Origin of the sequence: Nocardioides sp. Soil774 (genome assembly GCF_001428125.1) — a bacterium.
In the GTDB taxonomy this organism is placed as follows: Bacteria; Actinomycetota; Actinomycetes; order Propionibacteriales; family Nocardioidaceae; genus Nocardioides.
In genome coordinates this window covers 110628-132397 of sequence record NZ_LMSM01000011.1, presented here as the reverse complement: position 1 = coordinate 132397, position 21770 = coordinate 110628, and the positions used below count along the sequence as shown (strand labels likewise).

21 protein-coding genes and 1 tRNA gene are annotated in these 21770 nt (G+C 73.5%); 10 read left to right on the top strand and 12 right to left on the bottom strand.

The features are described from left to right. Nucleotides 1-41: 41 nt before the first annotated feature. Nucleotides 42-1373, bottom strand: a complete 1332-nt coding sequence (locus ASG76_RS17650; protein WP_056606563.1) for a M20/M25/M40 family metallo-hydrolase — start codon at nucleotides 1371-1373, stop codon at nucleotides 42-44. 81 nt (nucleotides 1374-1454) lie between these two features. Here ASG76_RS17650 and ASG76_RS17645 point away from each other — a divergent pair. Beyond that, nucleotides 1455-1540 (top strand) — tRNA-Leu (locus ASG76_RS17645). Nucleotides 1541-1606: 66 nt separating this feature from the next. Here ASG76_RS17645 and ASG76_RS17640 read toward each other — a convergent pair. Beyond that, nucleotides 1607-2992, bottom strand: a complete 1386-nt coding sequence (locus ASG76_RS17640) for an MBL fold metallo-hydrolase RNA specificity domain-containing protein (RefSeq protein WP_056606560.1) — start codon at nucleotides 2990-2992, stop codon at nucleotides 1607-1609. A gap of 86 nt (nucleotides 2993-3078) precedes the next feature. Next, nucleotides 3079-3528, bottom strand: coding sequence for a VanZ family protein (locus ASG76_RS17635; RefSeq protein WP_157559189.1), 450 nt, complete (start codon nucleotides 3526-3528; stop codon nucleotides 3079-3081). A gap of 63 nt (nucleotides 3529-3591) precedes the next feature. Between ASG76_RS17635 and ASG76_RS17630 the strand changes: the two genes are divergently transcribed. The 5 genes from ASG76_RS17630 (at nucleotide 3592) to ASG76_RS17610 (ending at nucleotide 9561) form a co-directional block, all read left to right on the top strand. Continuing rightward, nucleotides 3592-5247, top strand: coding sequence for a bifunctional 3'-5' exonuclease/DNA polymerase (locus ASG76_RS17630; protein WP_056606698.1), 1656 nt, complete (start codon nucleotides 3592-3594; stop codon nucleotides 5245-5247). Nucleotides 5248-5321: 74 nt separating this feature from the next. Further along, nucleotides 5322-6644 carry a hypothetical protein gene (locus ASG76_RS19455; RefSeq protein WP_200948233.1) on the top strand — a complete coding sequence of 441 codons (1323 nt, stop codon included), beginning with the start codon at nucleotides 5322-5324 and terminating at the stop codon, nucleotides 6642-6644. After that, nucleotides 6641-7150, top strand: coding sequence for a flavodoxin family protein (locus ASG76_RS17620; RefSeq protein ID WP_056606554.1), 510 nt, complete (start codon nucleotides 6641-6643; stop codon nucleotides 7148-7150). The genes ASG76_RS19455 and ASG76_RS17620 overlap by 4 nt, the downstream gene beginning before the upstream one ends. 91 nt (nucleotides 7151-7241) lie before the next feature. Next, the gene (locus tag ASG76_RS17615; protein ID WP_056606551.1) at nucleotides 7242-8960 is read left to right on the top strand and encodes a BCCT family transporter; all 1719 of its coding nucleotides are present in this window, start codon (nucleotides 7242-7244) and stop codon (nucleotides 8958-8960) included. 19 nt (nucleotides 8961-8979) lie between these two features. Continuing rightward, complete coding sequence (locus ASG76_RS17610; RefSeq protein ID WP_056606549.1) at nucleotides 8980-9561, top strand: LysR family substrate-binding domain-containing protein; 582 nt, start codon at nucleotides 8980-8982, stop codon at nucleotides 9559-9561. Between the two features lie 16 nt (nucleotides 9562-9577). Here the strand turns inward: ASG76_RS17610 and ASG76_RS17605 are convergent, their stop codons facing one another. From ASG76_RS17605 to ASG76_RS17575, 7 genes are all read right to left on the bottom strand, one after another. Next, on the bottom strand, nucleotides 9578-10861 hold the full coding sequence (locus tag ASG76_RS17605) for a glycosyltransferase (protein WP_082587655.1): 1284 nt from the start codon (nucleotides 10859-10861) through the stop codon (nucleotides 9578-9580). Further along, nucleotides 10858-11871 (bottom strand): glycosyltransferase family 1 protein, encoded by a 1014-nt coding sequence (locus tag ASG76_RS17600; protein ID WP_056606544.1) that lies wholly within the window; start codon nucleotides 11869-11871, stop codon nucleotides 10858-10860. The genes ASG76_RS17605 and ASG76_RS17600 overlap by 4 nt, the downstream gene beginning before the upstream one ends. A gap of 67 nt (nucleotides 11872-11938) precedes the next feature. Further along, entirely contained in the window at nucleotides 11939-12493 is a 555-nt protein-coding gene (locus ASG76_RS17595; RefSeq protein ID WP_056606541.1) for a nucleosidase, read from the bottom strand. Continuing rightward, nucleotides 12486-13148 carry a sulfotransferase gene (locus ASG76_RS17590; RefSeq protein WP_157559188.1) on the bottom strand — a complete coding sequence of 221 codons (663 nt, stop codon included), beginning with the start codon at nucleotides 13146-13148 and terminating at the stop codon, nucleotides 12486-12488. The genes ASG76_RS17595 and ASG76_RS17590 overlap by 8 nt, the downstream gene beginning before the upstream one ends. Further along, nucleotides 13145-14578, bottom strand: coding sequence for a GuaB1 family IMP dehydrogenase-related protein (locus tag ASG76_RS17585; RefSeq protein WP_056606694.1), 1434 nt, complete (start codon nucleotides 14576-14578; stop codon nucleotides 13145-13147). The genes ASG76_RS17590 and ASG76_RS17585 overlap by 4 nt, the downstream gene beginning before the upstream one ends. A gap of 11 nt (nucleotides 14579-14589) precedes the next feature. Then, nucleotides 14590-15207: a hypothetical protein gene (locus tag ASG76_RS17580; RefSeq protein ID WP_056606535.1), complete on the bottom strand. Its 618-nt coding sequence runs from the start codon at nucleotides 15205-15207 to the stop codon at nucleotides 14590-14592. A gap of 13 nt (nucleotides 15208-15220) precedes the next feature. Continuing rightward, entirely contained in the window at nucleotides 15221-16660 is a 1440-nt protein-coding gene (locus tag ASG76_RS17575) for a pyridoxal phosphate-dependent decarboxylase family protein (protein ID WP_200948232.1), read from the bottom strand. A gap of 97 nt (nucleotides 16661-16757) precedes the next feature. Between ASG76_RS17575 and ASG76_RS17570 the strand changes: the two genes are divergently transcribed. Continuing rightward, nucleotides 16758-17051 (top strand): YiaA/YiaB family inner membrane protein, encoded by a 294-nt coding sequence (locus ASG76_RS17570; protein WP_056606529.1) that lies wholly within the window; start codon nucleotides 16758-16760, stop codon nucleotides 17049-17051. A gap of 5 nt (nucleotides 17052-17056) precedes the next feature. Here ASG76_RS17570 and ASG76_RS17565 read toward each other — a convergent pair whose 3' ends face one another. Together ASG76_RS17565 and ASG76_RS17560 are read right to left on the bottom strand one after the other, a co-directional pair. Further along, nucleotides 17057-18271 carry an acyl-CoA dehydrogenase family protein gene (locus tag ASG76_RS17565; protein WP_056606526.1) on the bottom strand — a complete coding sequence of 405 codons (1215 nt, stop codon included), beginning with the start codon at nucleotides 18269-18271 and terminating at the stop codon, nucleotides 17057-17059. Then, nucleotides 18271-19632: an acyl-CoA dehydrogenase family protein gene (locus tag ASG76_RS17560; protein WP_056606523.1), complete on the bottom strand. Its 1362-nt coding sequence runs from the start codon at nucleotides 19630-19632 to the stop codon at nucleotides 18271-18273. Before ASG76_RS17560 ends, ASG76_RS17565 begins: the two co-directional genes overlap by 1 nt. Nucleotides 19633-19720: 88 nt before the next feature. On the opposite strand from ASG76_RS17560, the gene def reads away from it, so the two are divergent. The 3 genes from def to ASG76_RS17545 are packed head-to-tail and all read left to right on the top strand — an operon-like array spanning nucleotide 19721 to nucleotide 21768. Further along, nucleotides 19721-20353 (top strand): peptide deformylase, encoded by a 633-nt coding sequence (def, locus tag ASG76_RS17555; protein WP_056606520.1) that lies wholly within the window; start codon nucleotides 19721-19723, stop codon nucleotides 20351-20353. Beyond that, nucleotides 20353-21144, top strand: coding sequence for a TrmH family RNA methyltransferase (locus ASG76_RS17550; protein WP_056606517.1), 792 nt, complete (start codon nucleotides 20353-20355; stop codon nucleotides 21142-21144). Before def ends, ASG76_RS17550 begins: the two co-directional genes overlap by 1 nt. A 12-nt stretch (nucleotides 21145-21156) precedes the next feature. After that, entirely contained in the window at nucleotides 21157-21768 is a 612-nt protein-coding gene (locus tag ASG76_RS17545) for a DedA family protein (RefSeq protein WP_235529716.1), read from the top strand. Nucleotides 21769-21770: the final 2 nt, after the last annotated feature.

The following is a 21770-nucleotide window of genomic DNA, read 5'->3' as shown; positions in this document are numbered from 1 at the left end:
GTGACGTGCGCAACACTTCCGGGGGTGCGGCAGGCGGCACCTCAGACCTGGTCGAGGAACCGGTCGAAGACCCGGGCGCCGAACTCCAGCGCGTCCACCGGCACCCGCTCGTCGACGCCGTGGAAGAGGGCGGTGAAGTCGAGGTCGGCGGGCAGGCGCAGCGGCGCGAAGCCGTAGGAGCGCATGCCGAGCCTGCGGAAGTGCTTGGCGTCGGTGCCGCCGCTCATCAGGTAGGGCGCGACCAGGGCGTCGGGGTCCTCGGCGAGCAGGCTGCGGCTCATCGCGGTCACCAGGTCGCCGTCGTACGGCGTCTCCCACGGGTCCTGCTTGGACTCGAAGTCGATCTCGATGCCGTCGCCGGCGAGCTCGTGGAGGGTGGCGAAGAACTCGTCCTCGTAGCCGGGCAGGAAGCGGCCGTCGACGGTGGCCTGGGCATCGGTGGGGATGACGTTGGTCTTGTAGCCTGCCCGCAGCATCGTGGGGTTGGCGGTGTTGCGGATCACCGCGCCGAGCATCCGGGCGGCGTCGCCGAACTCCTCGACGAGGGCCTCGGCGTTGTCGGGGGTCGCCTCGGTGCCGGCGAGCTCGGCGACCGTCGCGAGCAGGACCTCCATGGTCGGGGTCAGCCGCACCGGCCACTGGTGGGCGCCGATGCGGGCGACGGCGCCGGCGAGCCGGGTGACGGCGTTGTCGTCGTTGATCATCGAGCCGTGGCCGGCACGGCCTCGGGCAGTGAGTCGCATCCACGCCATGCCCTTCTCGGCCGCCTCGATGAGGTAGACCCGGCGTCCGCGCACGGTGGCGGAGAACCCGCCCACCTCACCCACGGCCTCGCTGCAGTCGGCGAAGAGGTCGGCGTGCTCGTCGACGAGGATCCCGGCGCCGTGGTGGCCTCCGGCCTCCTCGTCGGCGGTGAAGCACAGCACCACCTCGCGATCGGGTGCGGCGCCCGCGGTGGCACGCGCGCGCACGACGCTGAGCAGCATCGCGTCGAAGTCCTTCATGTCGACCGCGCCGCGGCCCCAGACCTGGCCGTCCTTGATCTCCCCGGCGAACGGGTCGACCTGCCAGTCCGACGCCTCGGCAGGTACGACGTCGAGGTGGCCGTGGAGCAGCAGAGGAGCGCGGCCGTCGCCGCCACCCCAGCGTGCGACCACGTTGGCCCGGCCGGGCCGGCCCTCGATGACCTGGCTCTCGATGCCGACCTCGTCGAGCAGGGTGGCGACGTGCTCGGCCGCCTTGCGCTCCCCCGGTCCGTCATCGGTGCCGTAGTTGGAGGTGTCGATGGCGATGAGCTCCTGGCACAGCCGCACGACCTCGGCCGCGGGGTCGTAGGAGCGGTCCTGCGAGCGGTCGGAGTGCGTCTGGTCCATGCCGTCCATCCTGCACCAGTGGTGAGCACCCGCCCCGATTCACTGTGGGGGTGGGGGTTTTGCTACTGTTCCACCGCACTCGTCCGGGTGGCGGAATTGGCAGACGCGCTAGCTTGAGGTGCTAGTGCCCGTATTAGGGCGTGGGGGTTCAAGTCCCCCCTCGGACACTGAGAAGGCTCCGGCTCCACGGAGCCTTTTCTTCATTTCACCGCCTCCTCCCGCCCCGGCTCCGCTCAGGCGACCAGCACCCGCTCGCGGTAGGACGGGACCACGGCGGTCCAGCCGAGCTCGGAGGAGATGCGGCCCGCCAGGGCGGCCGCCGCATCGGGCTCGCCGTGGACGACGTACACGGTGCGCGGCGGGCGCGGCGCCCGCGCGAGCCAGTCGATCGTCTCCTGGGCGTCGGCGTGCACGGAGAAGTCGGGCACGCTGACGACCTCGGCCCGCACCGGGACGTAGCGCCCGTGGATCTTGACCTGCCGGGCTCCCTCGGCGAGCTGGCGCCCACGAGTGCCGGCCGCCTGGTAGCCGGTGAGCACGATGGTGTTGCGCCGTTCGGGCAGCTGGTGGGCCAGGTGGTACAGGACGCGGCCGCCGGAGGCCATGCCGGAGGCGGAGATGACGAGGCTGGGCTTGCCGGGGCGGTTGAGCCGCATCGAGCCCTCCGCGTCGTGCACGGCGTGGACGCCGACGTCGAGGTCGGCCATGAGGCTCCGCGCCTCGGCGCGCAGCTCGGCCGAGCCGCGCGCGGCCGCCCGCCGGTAGACCTCCAGCGCCGCCAGCGCCATCGGGCTGTCCACGAAGATCGGCACCTCGGGGATGCGGCCGGCGCCCATCAGCCGCCGGAGCTCCAGCAGCACGAGCTCGGTGCGGTCGACCGCGAAGGCCGGCAGCAGCAGGGAGCCGCCCCGGTCGATGGTGCGGCAGATGGCGTCGGCGAGCACGTCGGGGTCGGGCACGGGGTGCGCCCGGTCGCCGTACGTCGACTCGACCACCAGGGTGTCCGCTGCGGGAGGGTCCGCCGGCGGCAGCAGGAGCGGGTGCGCGGGACGGCCCAGGTCGCCGCTGAAGACGACGCTGGACTCCCCCGCCCGCACCTGCACCGACGCGGATCCGAGGATGTGGCCGGCCGAGGACAGCGTGACGCTCACCCCGGGAGCCAGCCTCACCGGCGACCCGAGCTCGACGGGCGCGAGGAGCTCCAGCGCCCGGCCGACGTCGCGGTCGTCGTACAACGGCAGTGCCGGGCTGTGCTTGGAGAAGCCTGCCGTGTTGGCCCACCTCGCGTCCTCCTGCTGCAGGTGCGCGCTGTCGCGCAGCACGATCTCGGCCAGCTCAGCGGTGCCACGCGTGCAGGTCACCGTGCCGGTGAACCCGTCCTTGACGAGCCGCGGCAGGTAGCCGGTGTGGTCGAGGTGTGCGTGCGTCAGCACCACGTGGTCGATGGTGGCGGGGTCGACCGGGAACGTCTCCCAGTTGCGCCGGCGGTGCGCGCTCAGGCCCTGGTAGAGACCGGCGTCGACCAGGACCCGGGTGCCACCTGCCTGCAGCAGGAAGCGGCTGCCCGTGACGGTGTCGACGGCGCCGAGGAAGGTCAGAGAGGTGTGGAGGGTCGCCATGGCTCCACGCTAGGAAGCCGGGTGCCGCACCGGCAGGGTCGATGGGCCCGGGCTCGCGGGGCCCACCGGCGGGCGCCCGGGGGCGCTCAGGCCGAGCGCGCGCGGCGTCTGCGCAGCGTGGCGGGGAGCGTCAGCACCAGCGCGAGCGCGATGCCGACGAAGGTGCCGATCGAGTTGGCCGCGACATCGCGGGGGTCGGGCACGCGCCCGGGGATCTCGCGCTGGACGCTCTCGATCATCGAGGTGAGCACGATCCCGGCAGCGAGCGCGACGAGCCACAGCCGGGCGCCGACGAGCAGGAGCAGGAAGACGCCCACGGGGACGAAGAGCCCGACGTTGGCGAGGAACTCGACGCGCTCGACGCTCAGCCGGCTGGTGAGCGGCTCGAGGTCGGGGTAGCGCTCGAGGCGGGCCAGCACCCGCGCGGCCAGCGCGGAGTAGTCGGGCTGCTCGGAGCCGGGCGTCAGGGTGACGAGCCCGACGAAGCCCAGGTAGAGGAGCGTCATCAGGCTCAGGAACGGATGTCGGTGCAGCACCCGACCATCATCCGGGTCGACCAAGGACGCGCGGACGTCGGTGGCGTGCGGGAGGGTGTCCCCATGACCCGGGTCCAGCTCTCGCGCCTGCCGGGCGACCTGGTGCTGCTGACCGGCGACGGCGAGGAGCAGACCGTGCCGCTCGACGACCTGCCGTCGCTCGTCGGTGAGCGCGAGGCAGGTCCCGGCCCGGCGCCGCGATGGGTCTGGGACGACACCGCCCGGTGGTATCCCCCGCTCCTCGCGGCGGGGGTGAGGGTGACGCGCTGCCACGACCTCCGGCTCGCGAGGCGGATCCTGCGGCGCGCGCCTGCCGTCGACGCAGGCCTGCTCGACGGGGACGACGCCGATCGCTGGGACCGGCTCGGTCCCGCGGTGGCCACCGAGCCCACCCTCTTCGGTGCCGACGACACCGCCGAGCACCTGCGCGCGGACGTCGAGGACGCCCGCCAGCTCGCAGCGATCGCCGCCTCCGCCGATGGCCGGCGGCTCGGGCTGCTGGTCGCAGCGGAGTCCTCCGGCGCGCTCGCGGCGGCGGAGATGACGCACGCGGGCGTGCCGTGGCGCACCGACGTCCACGAGCGGCTGCTGGTCGAGCTGCTCGGCCCGCGCCCGCCCCGTGGGGCACGGCCGCGACTGCTGGAGTCGGCCGCCGACGACGTACGCCGCCTGCTCGCCGCACCGGGGCTCAACCCGGACTCCCGCCCGGAGCTCCTCGCGGCGCTGCGCCGCGCCGGCATCGAGGTCGACGACACCCGGGCCTCGTCGCTGCGTGCGGTCGACCACGAGGTGGTCGAGCCGCTGCTGCGCTACAAGAAGCTGGCGCACCTGTTCCAGACCAACGGCTGGGCGTGGATCGACGAGTGGGTCAGCCGCGGCCGGTTCCGTCCGTCCTACCAGCCGGCGGGATCGGCGACCGGGCGCTGGTCGTCCAACGGCGGGGGCGCGTTGTCGTTCCCGATGCAGGTGCGCTCGGCGGCCGTCGCCGACGAGGGCTGGGTCCTCGTGGTGGCCGACGTGGCCCAGCTCGAGCCGCGGGTGCTGGCCGGGATGAGCCGCGACACCGCCCTCGCGCGGGCGGCCCGCGGCGCCGACCTCTACCAGGGGATGGTCGACGACGGCGCGGTCGCGACCCGGCAGGACGCCAAGCTCGGCCTGCTCGGCGCGATGTACGGCGCCACCAGCGGCGAGAGCGGACGCATGGTCGCCGGCCTGACCCGTCGCTACCCCGCGGCCTTCGGCCTGGTCGACGAGGCCGCCCGGGCCGGGGAGCGCGGTCAGGTGGTGCGCACGCTGCTCGGCCGCGGGAGCCCGGCGCTCGGCGCCTCGCCCGGAAGGTGGCAGGAGGGGCCGGACGCGCCACCCGACGACCTCGATGCCCTCGACCGGCGACGCCGCGCGCACGGCCGGTTCACCCGCAACTTCGTGGTGCAGGGCACGGGCGCCGAGTGGGCCCTGTGCTGGATCGCCGACCTGCGCAACCGCCTTTGGCGCCTCGGCGGCGCAGGGGAGCTCGACGAGCGCCCGCACCTGGTGTTCTTCCTGCACGACGAGGTCGTCGTGCACGCGCCTGCGGAGCTCGCGGACGCGGTGGCGGCCGAGGTCACCGAGGCGGCGACGGGTGCGGGCTCGCTCCTCTTCCGCGACTTCCCCGTCGACTTCCCGCTCAACGTGTCGGTCGTGGCGTCCTACGCCGACGCCGGCAAGCCCGGGACCTAGGTCCCCCGCCTGCCGCGACCTCCGCCCCTGACCCGCCGGTCCGCACCGGACGAGGCTGGGGCCAGGAGGACGTTGTGAGCACCACGATCGAACGCGGCGCCACGGTCGCCCGCGCCCACCGGCAGGACGTGGGCACCGCTGCCGTACGACGCTTCGTCGGCGGGTTCTACCTCGTGATGGGCGGCATCAACGCCGGCATCGTCCTCGGGGACCCCGAGACCTACCGCACGTTCGCGGACGGGTCGTGGTCGTCGTTCGTCACCGACGCGTGGCGCGAGGTGGTGACGGCGCACCCGCTGGCGTGGATCCTCCTGCTCGGTGCCGGCGAGGTCACCCTCGGTGTCCTGTTGCTGCGCGGAGCGCACGCGGCGCGCGTCGGCTGGGTGGGCGTCATCGTGTTCCACGTCCTGCTGATGTCGTTCGGTGTCGGCTTCTGGCTGTGGAGCGTGCCCGCCCTGGCGGTGCTGGTGCCGAGCGCCCGCGCCGACTGGCCCGCGCTCGCGACGCCACCCGCGCCCCGTCCGCGGGCGTCGGGGACGTCCTCGCCCCCACTGGTGTCCCCGGGACCGTCGCGCTCCCACCTCTGGACGACCGTCGCCCTCGTCCCGGCCGTGCTGGCGGCGTCGGCGTACGGCCTCCTCGCCGACCACGCCTATCGCGCGCTCCCCGACGCCACCGTGCTCGGCGCCCGCGCCCAGGACGCCTGCAGCATCGTCGTCGCGGTCCTGCTCGCCGTCCTCGCGATGCGGCCCGCGTCGGTGCGACTGGAGCTGGTGCGGCTGGGCCTGCTCGGCTACCTGGCCTACAGCTACCTCATCTACGTCAGCGGCGTGCCGATGAACCGGGTGTTCCTCGTCTACGTGGCGATCGTCGCGCTGTCCGGCGCCGGGCTCGTGAGCGGCCTGGTCCGGATGGCCGCGAGCCCTCCCCCGTCCACCGCGTCGCGGCGGCTGAGGCGCGGCACCGGCTGGATGCTCGTCGTCACGGGCGTGCTGTTCGCCGGCCTGTGGCTCTCTGCCCTCCTTCCCTTCGCGCTGGGCGGCGCCCGACCCGACCCGGAGGGCGTGGGCGGCACGCCCTACCCGGTCTTCTGGCTCGACCTGGCGATCGTCCTCCCGCTCCTGGTGACCATCGGTGCACTCCTGCTCCGCGGGCACCGCGCCGGCCCGGCGCTGGCCGTGGTCGCGCTCATCAAGGTCGTCACCCTGTTCACCGCCCTGTGGGCAGGGCCGGTGGTCGCGCTGGCGACCGGTGACGACGTCCACCTCGGCCCCGACGCCGGCCCCAGCCTCCTGCTGCTCGGCCTGAGCGGCTGGCTCGTCGAGCGGTGGCTCCGCTCGCTCGCCGCCCCTCCCCTCCCATCCACGCTCCCCCTCCAGGAAGGACCCACGCCATGACCACGCTCGTCGTGCACGAGTCGATGTTCGGCAACACCCGGACGGTCGCCCACGCCATCACCCCGGACCTGCCCGGCCCGGTGGAGGTGGTCGACGTCGTCGACGCCCCCACGCCCCTGCCGCCCGACGTCGACCTCCTGGTCGTCGGCGGGCCGACCCACGCGTTCTCGATGAGCCGGGCCACCACCCGCCACGACGCGGTCACGCAGGGCGCGGGCCCTGACCACGAGGCCCTAGGCATCCGCGAGTGGCTCGACGGCCTACCCCCGAGCCCCCACGTGGCCGTGGCCGCGTTCGACACGCGCATCGCCAAGGTGCGGCACCTGCCCGGATCGGCGGCGAAGGCCGCGAGCAAGGTGGTGGCGCGCCACCACCTCGGCCACGTCATCGGCGTCGAGTCGTTCTACGTCGACGACGTCGCCGGGCCCCTGCGCGAGGGCGAGGTGGAGCGGGCCAGGACCTGGGCGCGCTCGCTCGTGCCCGGCGACCTCGTGGACGCGGACTGAGCCGCGCACGCGTGTGAGCCTGCTCTCGTCGTGAGCGAGGCGACGTACTCCCGGTTTGCCAGCAGCGGCGGGACTTCGCTTTGGTCGAGGGATGGCCACAGGAATCGAGCATCCCCGCGACCTGCCCGCACCCGACCCCGTCGACGAGCCGCACCCGGCCCTCGACAGCGCCATCGAGCCCAGCGTGCCTCGCGAGAAGGGCCTGGACAAGCTCGTCTTCGGCGTCACCGCCGTCGTCAGCCTGGCGTTCCTCGTCTGGGGCTTCGTCAGCACCGACAGCCTCGCCGACGCCTCCGCGACCGGCCTCACCTGGACGATGGAGAAGACCGGGTGGCTCTTCGTGCTCACCTCGAGCGTCTTCGTGGTCTTCGTGATCTGGCTGGCGCTGGGCAAGTTCGGCAACATCCCCCTCGGGCGCGACGACGAGGAGCCGGAGTTCCGGACCATCTCGTGGGTCGCGATGATGTTCAGCGCCGGGATGGGCATCGGCCTGATGTTCTACGGCGTCAGCGAGCCGATCACCCACTTCGTCACCCCGCCGCCCGGCACCGGTGAGGCCGGTGGCCCCGAGGCCGCGCAGAACGCGATGGCGACCACGATGTTCCACTGGACGCTCCACCCGTGGGCGATCTACGCCGTCGTGGGTCTCGCGGTGGCGTACGGCGTCTACCGCAAGGGCCGCCTGCAGCTGATCAGCTCCGCCTTCGAGCCCCTCCTCGGCCGCCACGCGCACGGCCTCGGCGGCAAGGCGATCGACATGTTCGCCATCTTCGCGACACTCTTCGGCTCCGCCACCTCGCTGGGCCTCGGCGCGCTGCAGATCGAGTCCGGGCTGCAGATCGTCGCCGGCCTCGGCGACACCGGCAACGCCGTGCTCGTCGGCATCATCGCCGTGCTCACCGCCGCCTTCGTGCTGTCCGCCGTGTCCGGCGTGGCCAAGGGCATCCAGTGGCTGTCCAACATCAACATGGTGCTCGCCGTCGCGCTCGCGCTCTTCGTCTTCATCGTCGGCCCGACCGTCTTCATCCTCAACCTCGTGCCGACGTCCATCGGCAGCTATGTCGCGGACCTGCCGATGATGGCCGCACGCACCGCCGCCGAGGGCTCGGAGACCAGCGAGTGGCTCTCGGCCTGGACCGTCTTCTACTGGGCCTGGTGGCTCTCGTGGACGCCGTTCGTGGGCATGTTCATCGCCCGCATCTCGCGCGGTCGCACCATCCGCCAGTTCGTCACCGGCGTGCTGCTCGTGCCGAGCCTGGTCAGCGTCGTGTGGTTCTGCATCTTCGGCGGCGCCGCCATCGACCTGCAGAAGAAGGGCACCGACATCGCCGGCGCCGGCGGCCTGGAGAACCAGCTCTTCAGCACCCTCGAGGCCTACCCGCTCGCGACCGTCTCGTCGGTCGTCGTGATGATCCTGGTCGGCATCTTCTTCGTCTCCGGCGCCGACGCCGCCTCCATCGTGATGGGCTCGCTCTCCGAGCGCGGCACGATCCACCCGAGCCGCCCGACGGTCATCTTCTGGGGCGTCGCGACCGGCGCGGTCGCCGCGGTGATGCTCCTCGTCGGCGGCGAGGACGCGCTCAGCGGCCTGCAGACCATCACGGTCATCGCGGCGCTCCCGTTCGTCGTCATCATGATCGGGCTCGCAGTCGCGCTGGTGAAGGACCTGGCCCAGGACCCGATGGTCGTGCGTCGCAAGTACGCCATCGAGGCCGTCGAGGCCGCCGTCATCACCGGCGTCACCGAGCACGGCGACGACTTCGTGCTGTCGGTCGAGAGCGGGCAGGTCGAGAAGAGCTCGAAGGCCTGAGCCGCCTAGGCTCGACCGCATGATCGCCCCCCTCCGCGTCGGCTTCGTGACCGGCTCCACCCCCGACAAGTGGGCGCGACACTGGCGCGACCGCCGACGCGAGTCGCTCCACCTGGTGCCGACCACGGAGGCCGAGCAGACCGACGGCGTCCGCGACGGGAGCCTCGACATGGCGATCGTGCGGCTGCCCGTCGACCAGGACGGCCTGCACTGCGTGCGGCTCTACGACGAGCTGCAGGTGGCGGTCGCCTCGCGCGAGCACCTGCTGGCTGCCGCCGACGAGGAGGTCACCACCGCCGACCTCGTCGACGAGCAGCTCGTGCGCCCGCACCCGAGCGGCTGGACGCCCACGGCCGACCAGCTGGCGTGGCCGCCGATGACCGAGCACGAGGCGATCGAGACGGTCGCAGCCGGCACCGGGGTGGTGATCCTGCCGATGTCGGTCGCGCGGCTGCACCAGCGCAAGGACGTCGTCGTGCGGGTGGTCACCGACCTCGAGCCGACGACGATCGCGCTGGTGTGGCGCGTCGAGCGCGACGACGACGTGACGCAGGCCTTCGTCGGCGTCACCAAGGGACGCACTGCCAACACCTCACGCTAGGCGGTGGTCGGGACGCTCAGCGCCCCGACCATCCGCCGAGCCAGGCCTCGAGGCTGGTCTCGCCCGTCCACGGACGCAGGCCCGTCACCAGCGGTGTCCCGGTCGGCGCGAGCCCGGGTCGTGCCCAGCGCTGCGCGCGCCGCAGCAGGCGCAGGTCCTGAAGCTCCGCGCACCCGTCGGCGACGGACCGTCGGGCCACGGTGCCGTCGAGGCCCGCCACCAGCGCGGACCACGCGGTCGCGTCCCCGCTCAGGCCGCGGCGTACGTCGACGTGGACGCGCGCGGAGGCGGCCACCGGGTCGTCGGCCGACAGCACCCGGGGGTCCTCACCCACCAGGTCGCGGTGCTCGCGACCGAGCCTGACCGCGGCGCGCGGGAGCGCGGCGAGGACTGAGTCGACGGTGACGAGCAGCTCCACCGCCTGCAGCGTGGGCGCGCAGGTCACCACGACCTCGGCCGGACCGCGGAGCAGCCCGCGCCACGTGGTGCCGGGAGCCGTGGTCCGGTCGGCGACGTTGACGGTCTCGGCCAGGCCGGCCAGGTCGGCGTCGGCGTCGCGGGGACGCGCCCCGGCGTGCGGGCCGTCGTGCCACGCGACGGCGTCGCGACGGTGCGCGAGCAGGCCACCCGCGGTCCACGAGCGGTGGGCGACCTCCCAGTCCTCACCACCGTAGGACCGGAAGGACTCGTCGAAGCCACCGATCTCGTCGTACCACCAGCGACTGCACGCGAGGACGGCGCTGATGACGAAGCGGTGGCCGGAGCCGTCGGCGTCGAGCAGGTCGCGGGTGTCGTCGTAGGCCTCCCGCAGCCAGCCGGGCTCCGGCAGCTCCAGGGCAGGTGCGACCTCCTCGACGGCCACCTCGATGTCGGTGCCGCTGAGGTCGGCGTGACGTCGACGTCCGACGACCAAGGCCTCTGGCAGGGACTCCGGGAGCGCTACGATCCGCTCGACGAACCGCGGCTCGGGGTGGGTGTCGGCGTCGAGGAGCACCAGCACGTCACCGGTGGTGGCGGCGACGCCGAGGTTGCGGGCCGCCGCCGCGCGGAAGCCGTGGTCGGGCTGCCGCACCAGCCGCACGCCCGACGGGACCCTCGGCGCCGAGCGGGACCCGTCGTCGGCCACCACGACCTCGTCGGGCGGCCGGGTCTGACGACGCAGCGCCGCCAGCGTCCGGTCGAGCTCGGCCTGCTGCTCGTAGTGCGTGACGACCACCGACACGCTCCGCCGTGGCGCGCCGGTGGGCGCCAGGTCCCACCGGTTGCCGGGCACGCTGGTGCCCCACGGCGGCAGGCTCATCGGTGCACCGTGGCCCACCAGGTGCGGTAGGCCGCCGCCGTCTCCTGGAGGTGGGGACCGAGGTCGGTCCCGGGAGCGAGCCACGTGGAGTCGGGGTCGCGCAGCGCGGTGGCGAGCGTCGGCACCAGGCTCGCGTCGTCGAACAGGGTGACGGTCCCGGGGCGCAGCGCTGCCATCTCGCGGGCGTAGACGCCGTCGCGGACGAGGGGACGCCGGCCGGCGGCGATCCACGAGTTCATGCTCGCCGACGCCGACACGTTGCGATGGGCGACCACCGGCACGCTCACCTGCCGCAGCGTGCGGTCCAGCTCGGCGTCGGGGACGCGTCCGGTGACCTCGACGGGCACGCCGCGCGCTGCGCTCGTGGCCAGCAGCACGTCGACCTCGTCGTCGTGGCCCGGGGCCGCGCCACCGAGGACCCGGACGCTCGCGAGGACACCACCGCGCCGCAGCGCGGTCGCGGCCCGCACCACCTGCCGGTGGCCCTTGCCGGGGTAGACGAACCCGAAGACGCCCAGCACCGGGTCCGCGACGGCGTGGCAGCCGCGGGGAGCGCCACCGCTCGTGCGCACGATGGGGAGCGGGATGACCGTCCCCCGAGCACCGGCGGCGCACCAGCGGTCGACGAGGGCGTGCTCGTGCCAGGAGTTCGTCGCCCAGGCGTGGCTCGCGCGCACGATGCGGCCGTACGCCGCTGCGCGGGCGTGGAAGACCGGTCCGTCCGTGGGCTGCGGGACGTCGTGCAGGGTCACCGTCAGCCGCAGGCGCCGGGCCAGCGCCTCCACCGCTTCTGCGGCCGAGGCGGGCAAGCGACCGAACAGCCGGTCGGTGACGTGGACGTGCACCGCGGACCCGGGAGCGAGCCGCGCCGCGTCACGGACGACCAGCGCGTCGGTGGCCGCGGCGACCTCACCGGCGTAGTGCGTGACGCCGTGCGTGTCCGGGCCCAGCAGCAGGTGGTGCGGGGCCGTGCTGGCGAGGTCGCCGACCGGTGTCGAGGAGGGGAGCACGGACCCATCCTGCTGGTCCCGGCCGCGCGCGGGCTCCCCCCAAAGCGTGCTGGCGGGTGTGACGGGATCAGCGCCCGACGAGCTCCCGGACCCGCTCCCCGAGCGCGCGGGCGGACGCGTCGACGAGCGAGGCCCACTCCAGCGCGCCCTCGTCGGCGGCGTCGGAGACGTGCTTGACGAGCCGCACGGGCACGCCTGCGGCACGGGCGGCGTAGGCGACGGCGTAGCCCTCCATGTCGACGAGGTGGGCGCGCTGGGCGAGCGCGTCGCGGACGGCGGGGTCGCTGACGAAGACGTCACCGGTGGCCAGCACGACGTCGGACTCCCCCACCTCGATCCGCTCCTGCGGGTCGTGGCCGAGCGCCCGGATCGCCTCGGCGCTCAGGTCGTGGTTGAGCACGACGCCCGGCTCGAACACCCCCGTCAGCCCGGGGCGCAGGGCACCGGCGGAGCCCACGTTGAGGACGGTGAGGCCCGCGAGGTCGTCGTACGCCGCCAGCGCTCGGGCGGTCGCGACGGCAGCGGCCGTCTTGCCCATGCCCGTCACCACCAGCGGCAGGTCGGCGGGCAGGTGGACGGCCTCGGCTGCGGTCGCGCAGACCACCAGGAAGCGTTCAGCCACGGTGCTTGCCGCGGCGTGAGTGCGGGGTGGCGAGGACGGCCTCGACGGCGTCCTGGTCGTAGTCCTCGCCGAGCCACTCGAAGAGCCCACGCAGCACGCCGGGGTGGGCGACGTAGTCGTCGTAATGCACGCGGTAGGCGGCGTCACCGAGCCCCGCGGCGGCGGTGAGGATCTTGTCCTCGATCGCCTGCACCTGCGCGAGCGGGTCGTCCTTGTGCGTCCAGTAGTTGCTGGCCGCGACGTCGGGCAGGTGCCGCGTGTTGACCACGAACCGCGCGCCGGGGAAGACCTCGCGCAGGAACGCGACGTAGTCGGGCAGGTCGGCGTCGTACCAGCGGATCTCCTTGAAGCCGCTGACCCGCGTGTCGGGCTCCGGCCGCAGCAGCGTCGCCTCGGCCAGCGCGCGGATCTGCTGGAGCGAGGCGGCCTCGGGGAAGCCCTCGATGCCGAACCACGGGTGCGTGGGCTGGCTGGCGCGCTCGGGGTCGACGCGGGCCTTCTCGGCCAGGCCGCTGCGGTGGAAGTCGTAGAGGTGGCGCATCGCGTGGCGGTTCTCGCCGCGCAGCAGCCACCCGGGGATCGAGTTGAGGATGCCCATCAGCAGGGTCGAGCCCGACCGGCCGTAGGTCATGACGAAGACGTGCTCCACCCTCACCACGACCTGTCCAGCGGACGTCCCTCGTGGAACCCCGCGGCGGACTGCACCCCGACCAGGGCGCGGTCGTGGAGCTCGGCGAGGTCGGAGGCGCCGGCGTAGGTGCACGCCGAGCGCACCCCGGAGCAGATCTGGTCGATGAGGTCCTCCACTCCCGGGCGGTCGGGGTCGAGGTACATCCGCGACGACGAGATCCCCTCCTCGTAGAGACCCTTGCGTGCCCGGTCGTAGGACGACTCCCCCGACGTGCGGTTGGCCACGGCGCGCGCCGAGGCCATCCCGAACGACACCTTGAACGGGCGCCCGTCGGCGTCGTGCATCAGGTCGCCGGGCGACTCGTGCGTGCCGGCGAACCACGAGCCGATCATCACCGACGAGGCGCCCGCGGCCAGGGCGAGCGCGACGTCGCGCGGGTGGCGTACGCCGCCGTCGGCCCACACGTGCTTGCCGAGCTCGCGGGCGGCCGCGGCGCACTCCAGCACCGCGGAGAACTGCGGGCGGCCGACGCCGGTCATCATCCGCGTCGTGCACATCGCGCCCGGACCGACGCCGACCTTGACGATGTCGGCACCTGCCTCGATGAGCGCGCGGGTGCCGTCGGCGGAGACGACGTTGCCGGCGACGATCGGCACGGTCGGCGAGAGCGCCCGGACCGCACGCAGCGCCTGCAGCATCCGCTCCTGGTGGCCGTGGGCGGTGTCGACGACGAGGCAGTCGACGCCGGCGCGCAGCAGCTCGGCGGCTCGGTCCTCCACGTCGCCGTTGACCCCGACCGCGGCGGCGATGCGCAGGGCGCCCTCGGCGTCGACGGCGGGCGTGTAGAGCGTGGCGCGCAGCGCGCCGAGCCGGGTGAGGACGCCCACGAGCTCGCCGGACTCCGAGACCGCGACGGCCAACGGCGCCTTGGCGCGCTCGATCGCGTCGTAGGCCTCACGCGGGTCGGTCGTCGCGGCGACGGTCACGACCGCCCGGTTCATCACGGTCGAGACCTGGGCGAAGCGGTCGACCTCGGCGCAGTCGGCCTCGGACACGACCCCGACCGGTCGACCGTCCTCGACGACGACGGCCGCCTTGTGCGCACGCTTGGGGATCAGCGACAGCGCCTCGGCGACCGTCTGGTCGGGACGCAGCTCGATGGGGGTGTCGAAGACGCGGTGGCGGCGCTTGACCCAGGCGACCACGTCGGCCACGACCGGGATGGGGATGTCCTGCGGGATCACCGCGATGCCCCCGCGGCGCGCGACGGTCTCGGCCATCCGACGACCGGCGATCGCGGTCATGTTGGCCACGACGAGCGGGAGCGTGGCCCCGGTGCCGTCGGAGGTGGCCAGGTCGACGTCGTAGCGGCTCGCGACGGCGGAGGCCCTCGGGACCATGAACACGTCGTCGTAGGTCAGGTCGTGGCCGGGGCTCGCGTCGAGGAACTGCACGTGGGCTGACTCTACGCGGGCGGCCACGTCCTCGGCCGCAGCCCGACGTCGGCGAGCTCGAGCTCGGCGAGACGTCGTACGACCTCGGGGTCGCGTGCCCGCCACGCACCGGCCGGGTCGTCGCTGACCCTCGCCAGCACGCGCATCGGCTGGTTGGCCAGCGCCCGCAGCGCGAAGAGGTCGAGGTCCTCCTGGGCGTCGATGAACCTCGCCCCGGCCGTGGCCTCCCGCACGAAGCGCCACCGCCGCGGGAGGTGGATCGCCGAGACGATCATGATCGGGATCAAGGCCACCGACAGCCCCAGCAGGAGCGCGAGCCGCTCGACCGCGTCGACGGTGTCGCGCCCCGCCGCGGCGATCCCGTCGGAGGCGTCCGCCGCCTTGTCGAACGGCACCGCGAGCTCGTCGCCCACCAGCGGCGCGTCGCCGAGCCGGCCGCCGGCGTCGCGGAGCTGGTCGGCCATCGCCGTCGCCGACGAGTCGGTCTGCCGCGCCGGTGCCGCGAGCTCCATCGTGCCGTCGTGGACCGCCGAGCCGATCCACACCCAGAGCACCAGCCAGGCGACGAAGAGGAGGTCCGCGATGACCTGGAGCGTGCGTCGCAGGGGCGTGTCGGCGAAGAGCTTCATGCCCTCCACCCTGTCAGCCCTGGGCGGTCGCGGCCTCCTGCAGCGCCCGCCAGGTGCGGTCGACGTCCGCCTCCGTGGTGCGCCAGCTCCCGACCGCGAGCCGGATCGCGGCGCGCCCGTTGACCGTGGTGTGGCTCAGGTAGGCCTCGCCGGAGGCGTTGACGGCCTCCATCGCCGCGAGCGTCTGCTCGTCGCCGGCCCGCAGCCGGAACACCACGAGCGAGAGCGACGGGTCGGTGACCATCTCGAACCGGTCGTCGGCGCGCACCAGGTCCGCGACGTGGTCGGCGAGCGCGATGCCGCTGCGCACGTGGGCGCGGAGGCCCTCGAGCCCGTAGGTGCGCAGCACCGCCCAGAGCTTGATCGCCCGGAACCGTCGGCCCAGCTGCGGGTGCCAGTCGCGGTAGTCCACGACCTCGCCCGACTCGGTGGCGGCGTTGCGGAGGTATTCGGGGAGGATCGACATCGCACCCGTCAGCGCGCTGCGGTCGCGCACCCAGAAGGTGCTGCAGTCGAAGGTCGTCAGCAGCCACTTGTGGGGGTTGGTGACGAAGGAGTCGGCTGCCTCGACGCCGGCGAGGAAGTCGCGGTGCTCGGGGCACACGGCAGCGACGCCGGCCCAGGCGGCGTCCACGTGCAGCCACGCACCCGACTCGCGGACGACGTCGGCGACGGCGGCGATGTCGTCCATCGCGCCCGTCGACGTCGATCCGGCGGCGAGGTGCACCATCACCGGGCGCATGCCCGCCTCCATGTCCTCGCGGAGCGCCTCGTGCAGCGCGGTGACGTCGATCGCCTGGGTCACGGGGTCGACGGCGACGGTGCGCACCGCGTGCTCGCCGAGCCCGGCCATCATGGCGGCCTTGACGAGCGACGAGTGCGCCTGCGTCGAGCCGTAGACCCGCCACCGGACGTCGCCGACGCCGTGCGCTCGGACCTCGCCCCCACTGGCGCGGTGCAGCGCGGAGAGCAGCGCGGTGAAGGTCGCCGTCGACGCGGTGTCCTGGATGACGCCGCCGCCGGGCCCGTCGCTGCGGAACGCCTCCGGCAGGCCCAACGCCTCGGCGAACCAGTCGAGGACGACCTGCTCGACCTCGGTCACGGCCGGGCTGGTCGCCCAGATCATCCCCTGCGCGCCGATGCCGCTGGAGAGCAGGTCACCGAGGATCGCGGCCGGGGAGGAGTTGGCCGGGAAGTAGGCGAAGAAGCGCGGGTGCTGCCAGTGGGTCAGTCCCGGCACGACCACGCGGTCGAGGTCGGCCAGCAGGGCGTCGAAGGGCTCGCCGTGCTCGGGAGCCGACGCGGGCAGCTGACGGCGTACGTCGCCGGGCGCGACCTGGGCGCGCACGGGCAGGTCGTCGAGCGAGGCCCAGTAGTCGGCGATCCAGTCGATGGCGGCGTGGCCGTGGCGACGGAACTCCTCGGGCGACATGTGGGCTGGCTGGTCCGGCATGCGGAGAAGGTACTCGGCGCGGTTGAGGAGGTGTACTCACCCGACGTCGGGTACGTCGACAGGTCCGGCCCGGCGTCTGCGGGAGCAGGCTCCTGCCATGCCTTCCAAGACCGACTCCACCGCCAAGAACACCGCCGCCTTCGCCCTCCAGGCCGCCATCTCCTTCGGCGCCTCGCTGTTCGCGATGCTCGTCGCGATCTACTTCATGCAGGCCGATCCCTGGATCAAGGGCTTCCTCGCCCTCGGGACCCTCTACCTCACGACCTCCGCGTTCACCTTGGCGAAGGTCATCCGCGACCAGCAGGAGGACGCACGGGTCTTCCACCGCATCGACCAGGCCCGCGTCGACAAGCTGCTCGCCGAGCACGACCCCTTCAAGTCCGTCTCCTGACCGGCCTACTTCAGCTCGGCGCTCGACAGCCCGAGCACCCTGCGCGCCACGATCAACAGCTGGATCTGCTGCGTGCCCTCGAAGATGTCGAGGATCTTGGAGTCGCGGGCCCACTTCTCGAGCAGCTCGGCCTCGCTGTAGCCGAGCGTGCCGCACAGCTGCACGCACGACAGCGTGACGTCCGAGCCCACACGCCCGGCCTTGGCCTTGGCCATGGAGGCCTCGAGCGAGTTGGGCTTGCGGTTGTCCGCCATCCAGGCCGCCTGCATCATCAGCAGCTTCGCGCCCTCCCAGTCGGCCTCGAGCCGCAGGAAGGTCGCCGCCGCGGCGCTCTGCGCCTGGGCGGGACGGTCGTAGTCGATGACGACGCCGGCCTGGTCGAGCAGGTCGCGGGTGAGGTCGAGCGAGGCGCGGGCGCAGCCCACAGCCATCGCTGCGACGAGCGGGCGGGTGTTGTCGAAGGTCGCCATCGCGCCGGCGAAGCCGGACTTGGTGTCGATCTCCGGGGAGCCGAGGAGGTCCTCGGCCGGCACCCGGCAGTCGGTGAAGGTGATCGCGGCGGTGTCGGAGGCCCGGATGCCGAGCTTGTGCTCGAGCCGCTCGACCTTGAGCCCGGGGTTGTCCTTGCGGACCAGGAACGACTTGATCGCCGCCCGCCCGAGCTCCTTGTCGAGGGTCGCCCAGACCACCACGCTGTCGGCGCGGTCGCCGGAGGTGACATAGATCTTCTCGCCGTTGATGACGTAGTGGTCGCCGTCCTTGACGGCCGTCGTGGTGATGTTGGCCGAGTCCGAGCCGGTGCCGGGCTCGGTGATCGCCATCGCGGCCCACGTGCCCTTGTAGCGCTCGAGCTGCTCCTCGTCGGCCACCGACGCGATCGCCGAGTTGCCCAGGCCTTGGCGCGGCATCGACAGCAGCAGGGCGGTGTCGCCCCAGCACATCTCGGCGATGGACAGCACGGAGGCGAGGTTGGCGCCGTTGCGGACCTTGCCGGCGTCCTCGGCCGAGGCGTCACGGCGTACGCCGCCCGCACCGGCGCCGCCGGTCGCGCCCGTCTCGCTCACGCCGTCGATCAGCGCGGCGAGCATGTCGAGCTCCTTGGGGTAGTCGTGCTCCGCGCGGTCGTACTTGCGCGAGATCGGGCGCAGCATGTTCATCGCCAGCTGGTGGGCCTGGTCGACCAGGCCGGCCTGCTTCCTCGGGGTCTCGAGGTTGATCATCAGAGCATCACCACGCCTTCCATCACGCCGACGGCCCGCAGGTCGCGGTACCACCGTTCCACCGGGTGCTCCTTGACGAAGCCGTGTCCGCCGAGCAGCTGCACGCCGTCGAGGCCGATCCGCATGCCCTTCTCGCTGCAGAGCTGGCGGGCCAGCCCCACCTCGCGGGAGAAGTCCTGGCCCCGCGAGGCCCGCGAGGCCGCCTTCCAGGTGAGCAGGCGCATGGCCTGCACCTCGATGGCGATGTCGGCGACCATGAACGCCACCGACTGGCGGTGGCTGATCGGCTCACCGAACGCCTCGCGCCCGTTGACGTAGTCGGTGACGTAGTCGAGCACGGCCTGCCCGGTGCCGACGGCGAGCGCGCACCACGCCAGTCGCGACAGGCGCACGCACTCGCGGAAGGCGACGCCCTCGGTGTCGCCGAGCAGCGCGTCCGCGCCGACCCGTACGCCGGTGAGGTGCAGGCGCGACAGCCCCGCCGCGCGCACGCCCATCGACGGGTCGGCCTCGACCTCGAGGCCGTCAGCCCCTGACTCCACGAGGAAGAGGGCGGGGGTGCCGTCGAGCATGGCCGCGACGACGAACAGCTCGGCCTCGGCGCCACGCACGACGGCCGACTTCACGCCGTCGAGCACGAAGCCGTCGCCGTCGCGCAGCGCGGTCGTGGCCAGCGCGAACGGGTCGAACAGGACGGTCGGCTCGGCGATCGTGAGGGCGGCCGCCGGGACGTCGTTGCCGGTGAAGGCCGGGAGGTAGGTCTGCTGCTGGGCCTCGGTGCCCCACAGGCCGATCGCGGTCGCGACCGCGCCGGGTGCGAGCGTGGCGACGGCGAGGCCCATGTCGCCGTGGGCGAGCGCCTCGGCGACCAGGGCGCCGGCCATGGCCGAGCGCTCCTCCATGATGCCGCCGAGCGAGTCGGGCACGCCGAGGCCCGGCAGCCCGACCTCTTGGGCGGCGAGGAGGACCTCCGGGGGCGCGGCGCAGGCGGCGTCGGCGGCCGACGCGGCCGGGCGCAGGAGCTCGTCGGCGAGCTCGCGCACCACCTCGAGCAGCATCGCCTCGTCGTCGGTCGGGGTCAGGTCGAAGACCCCGCGGGACTCCGCGGCGGCGGGCCGCTCCCCCGCGGTGCTGCGGCCCACGCGGGCGAAGGTGCGCCCGGCGGCCGTGGCGGCGCGGAAGCCGTTGCGGGTCGTGGAGTAGACCGCCTGCTCGGCCTGCTTGCGCAGCCCGACGCGGTCGATGAGGTCGCTCTGGGCCAGCCGGTTGACGGCGGCGACGGCGAAGCCGATGGGATCGCGGGTCTCGCGGGACGACAGCCCGTGGCGACCTCCGGGTCGCAGGCCGAACTTGGGGGACATGACCCAAATGTAACTGCGAGTTACACCTTTGGCCAGAGGCTCCTGCGTGGTGCGGGTCACCCGGCCCCCGCTGGCTAGGATCCACCGCATGCCCGACCACGAGCCCAGCACCGAGAAGCACAGGGCCGACCAGCCCGACGTGCAGGCCCCGCACGGCCCGCTCCCCGAGGGCGGGGCGGTGCGCGCCATCACCCGCTGGGGCACGCCGGTCATGCACCGGCCCCAGGCCGCGGTGACGGCGTACGACGACGCGCTGCGGCAGCTGGCCGCCGACATGGTCGCCACGATGTACGCCGCCGAGGGCGTGGGCCTGGCCGCCTGCCAGGTCGGCGAGGACGTCGCGATGTTCGTCTTCGACTGCCCCGACGACGAGGGCGTCCACACCGTCGGCGTGGTCTGCAATCCCGTCCTCACCCTCCCCGAGGGCAAGGACCGCCACTTGGACAGCGACGACGAGGGCTGCCTGTCCTTCCCGGGATCCTTCGAGCCGTGCGCCCGCCCCGACTGGGCGCGCGTCGACGGCCAGGGTCTCGACGGCCAGCCGGTGTCGTTCGAGGGCGACGGGCTGCTTGCCCGGTGCCTGCAGCACGAGACCGACCACACCCTCGGCACCGTCTTCGGTGACCGGCTCTCGGCGAAGTCGCGCAAGCGGCTGGGCAAGAAGCACGACGCCGCTGTCGACGACTACCCGCTCACCTGGCCCGCCGACGGGACCGCGTGATGCAGGACCTACGCATCACCCGCGAGAACGCCCGCTTCCAGCAGTGGGAGGCGCTGCTGACCAACCGCTCCAAGCGCCACCGCAACCGTGAGCTCCTCGTGCAGGGCGTACGCCCCATCACCCGGGCGGTCGAGGAGGGCTGGACGGTGCGGGCGCTGCTGCGCGCCGACGGCGCCGGCTCGGCCTGGTCCGACGAGCTGTGGGCGAGCACCGACGCGGAGCGCGTGGTGCTGTCCCCCGACCTGCACGCCCGGCTCAGCGGCAAGGACGGCGCCGAGCTCGTGGCCGTCGTCGAGATGCCGGACGACGGCGTGGCCCGCCTCGCCGACTCCTCGCGGCCGCACGGCCCGGTCGTGGTCTTCGACCGCCCCACCAGCCCGGGCAACATCGGCACCCTGGCCCGCTCGGCGGACGCGTTCGGCGCCTCCGCGCTCGTGGTGACCGGCCACGCGGCCGATCCCTACGACCCGCAGTCGGTGCGCGCGAGCACCGGCTCGCTCTTCGCCCTCACGGTGCTGCGGGTGCCGGGACACGGTCCGGTGGTCGAGCACGCGCACGCCCACGGCTACCGGATCGTGGGCACCGACGAGGAGGGCAGCCCGCTCGGCGAGGTCGACCTGTCGGGGCGGCTGGTGGTGGTCGTGGGCAACGAGACCCACGGCATCTCCTCGGGCTGGCGGGCGGCGTGCGACGACATCGTCAGCATCGCGATGACCGGCACCGCCTCATCGCTCAACGCCGCCGTCGCGGGCTCGATCGTGCTGCACGAGGCCCTGCGGCAGCGCGGCTGAGCGGCCGGATCCGTGGACGCAGTGCTCGACTGGGTCGTCCTGGTCATGCGCACCGTCGGCGCGCCCGGCGTCGGCCTCGCGACCGCCCTGGAGACGGTCTTCCCACCGGTGCCGAGCGAGCTCGTGCTGCCGCTCGCCGGCTACACGGCGAGCCAGGGCCACTACGGCGTCTGGGCCGCCATCGCGTGGGCGACCGCGGGCTCCCTGGTGGGCGCGCTGGTCCTCTACTGGCTCGGCGCCGCGTGGGGCCTCGAGCGCACCTGCGCGCTCGCCGACCGGATCCCGCTGGTGCACGCCGACGACGTACGCCGTGCGGTGGCGTGGTTCGGCCGCAACGGTCGCACGGCGGTGTTCTTCGGCCGGCTCGTGCCGGGCGTGCGCAGCCTGGTCTCCATCCCCGCGGGGGTGGACCGGATGCCGCTGGCGACGTTCTGCCTCTACACCACCGCCGGCAGCCTGGTCTGGAACGCGGCCCTGGTGCTCGCCGGCTACGAGCTGGGCGCGCAGTGGCACCGCGTGGAGGGCTACGTCGGCAGCGTGGGCAACGTCGTCTACGCGCTGCTCGCCGTGGCGCTGGTCGTCGTGGTCGCGCGCCGGCTGCGCCACCGGCTGAGGGACGCCTGAGC

Bases quoted from the DNA above. Each gene is read 5' to 3' on its own strand.
- ASG76_RS17650 (WP_056606563.1), bottom strand. From the start codon at position 1,373: ATGGACCAGACGCACTCCGACCGCTCGCAGGACCGCTCCTACGACCCC.
- ASG76_RS17640 (WP_056606560.1), bottom strand. From the start codon at position 2,992: ATGGCGACCCTCCACACCTCTCTGACCTTCCTCGGCGCCGTCGACACC.
- ASG76_RS17630 (WP_056606698.1), top strand. From the start codon at position 3,592: ATGACCCGGGTCCAGCTCTCGCGCCTGCCGGGCGACCTGGTGCTGCTG.
- ASG76_RS17620 (WP_056606554.1), top strand. From the start codon at position 6,641: ATGACCACGCTCGTCGTGCACGAGTCGATGTTCGGCAACACCCGGACG.
- ASG76_RS17615 (WP_056606551.1), top strand. From the start codon at position 7,242: ATGGCCACAGGAATCGAGCATCCCCGCGACCTGCCCGCACCCGACCCC.
- ASG76_RS17610 (WP_056606549.1), top strand. From the start codon at position 8,980: ATGATCGCCCCCCTCCGCGTCGGCTTCGTGACCGGCTCCACCCCCGAC.
- ASG76_RS17605 (WP_082587655.1), bottom strand. From the start codon at position 10,861: ATGAGCCTGCCGCCGTGGGGCACCAGCGTGCCCGGCAACCGGTGGGAC.
- ASG76_RS17580 (WP_056606535.1), bottom strand. From the start codon at position 15,207: ATGAAGCTCTTCGCCGACACGCCCCTGCGACGCACGCTCCAGGTCATC.
- ASG76_RS17575 (WP_200948232.1), bottom strand. From the start codon at position 16,660: ATGCCGGACCAGCCAGCCCACATGTCGCCCGAGGAGTTCCGTCGCCAC.
- ASG76_RS17570 (WP_056606529.1), top strand. From the start codon at position 16,758: ATGCCTTCCAAGACCGACTCCACCGCCAAGAACACCGCCGCCTTCGCC.
- ASG76_RS17565 (WP_056606526.1), bottom strand. From the start codon at position 18,271: ATGATCAACCTCGAGACCCCGAGGAAGCAGGCCGGCCTGGTCGACCAG.
- ASG76_RS17560 (WP_056606523.1), bottom strand. From the start codon at position 19,632: ATGTCCCCCAAGTTCGGCCTGCGACCCGGAGGTCGCCACGGGCTGTCG.
- def (WP_056606520.1), top strand. From the start codon at position 19,721: ATGCCCGACCACGAGCCCAGCACCGAGAAGCACAGGGCCGACCAGCCC.
- ASG76_RS17550 (WP_056606517.1), top strand. From the start codon at position 20,353: ATGCAGGACCTACGCATCACCCGCGAGAACGCCCGCTTCCAGCAGTGG.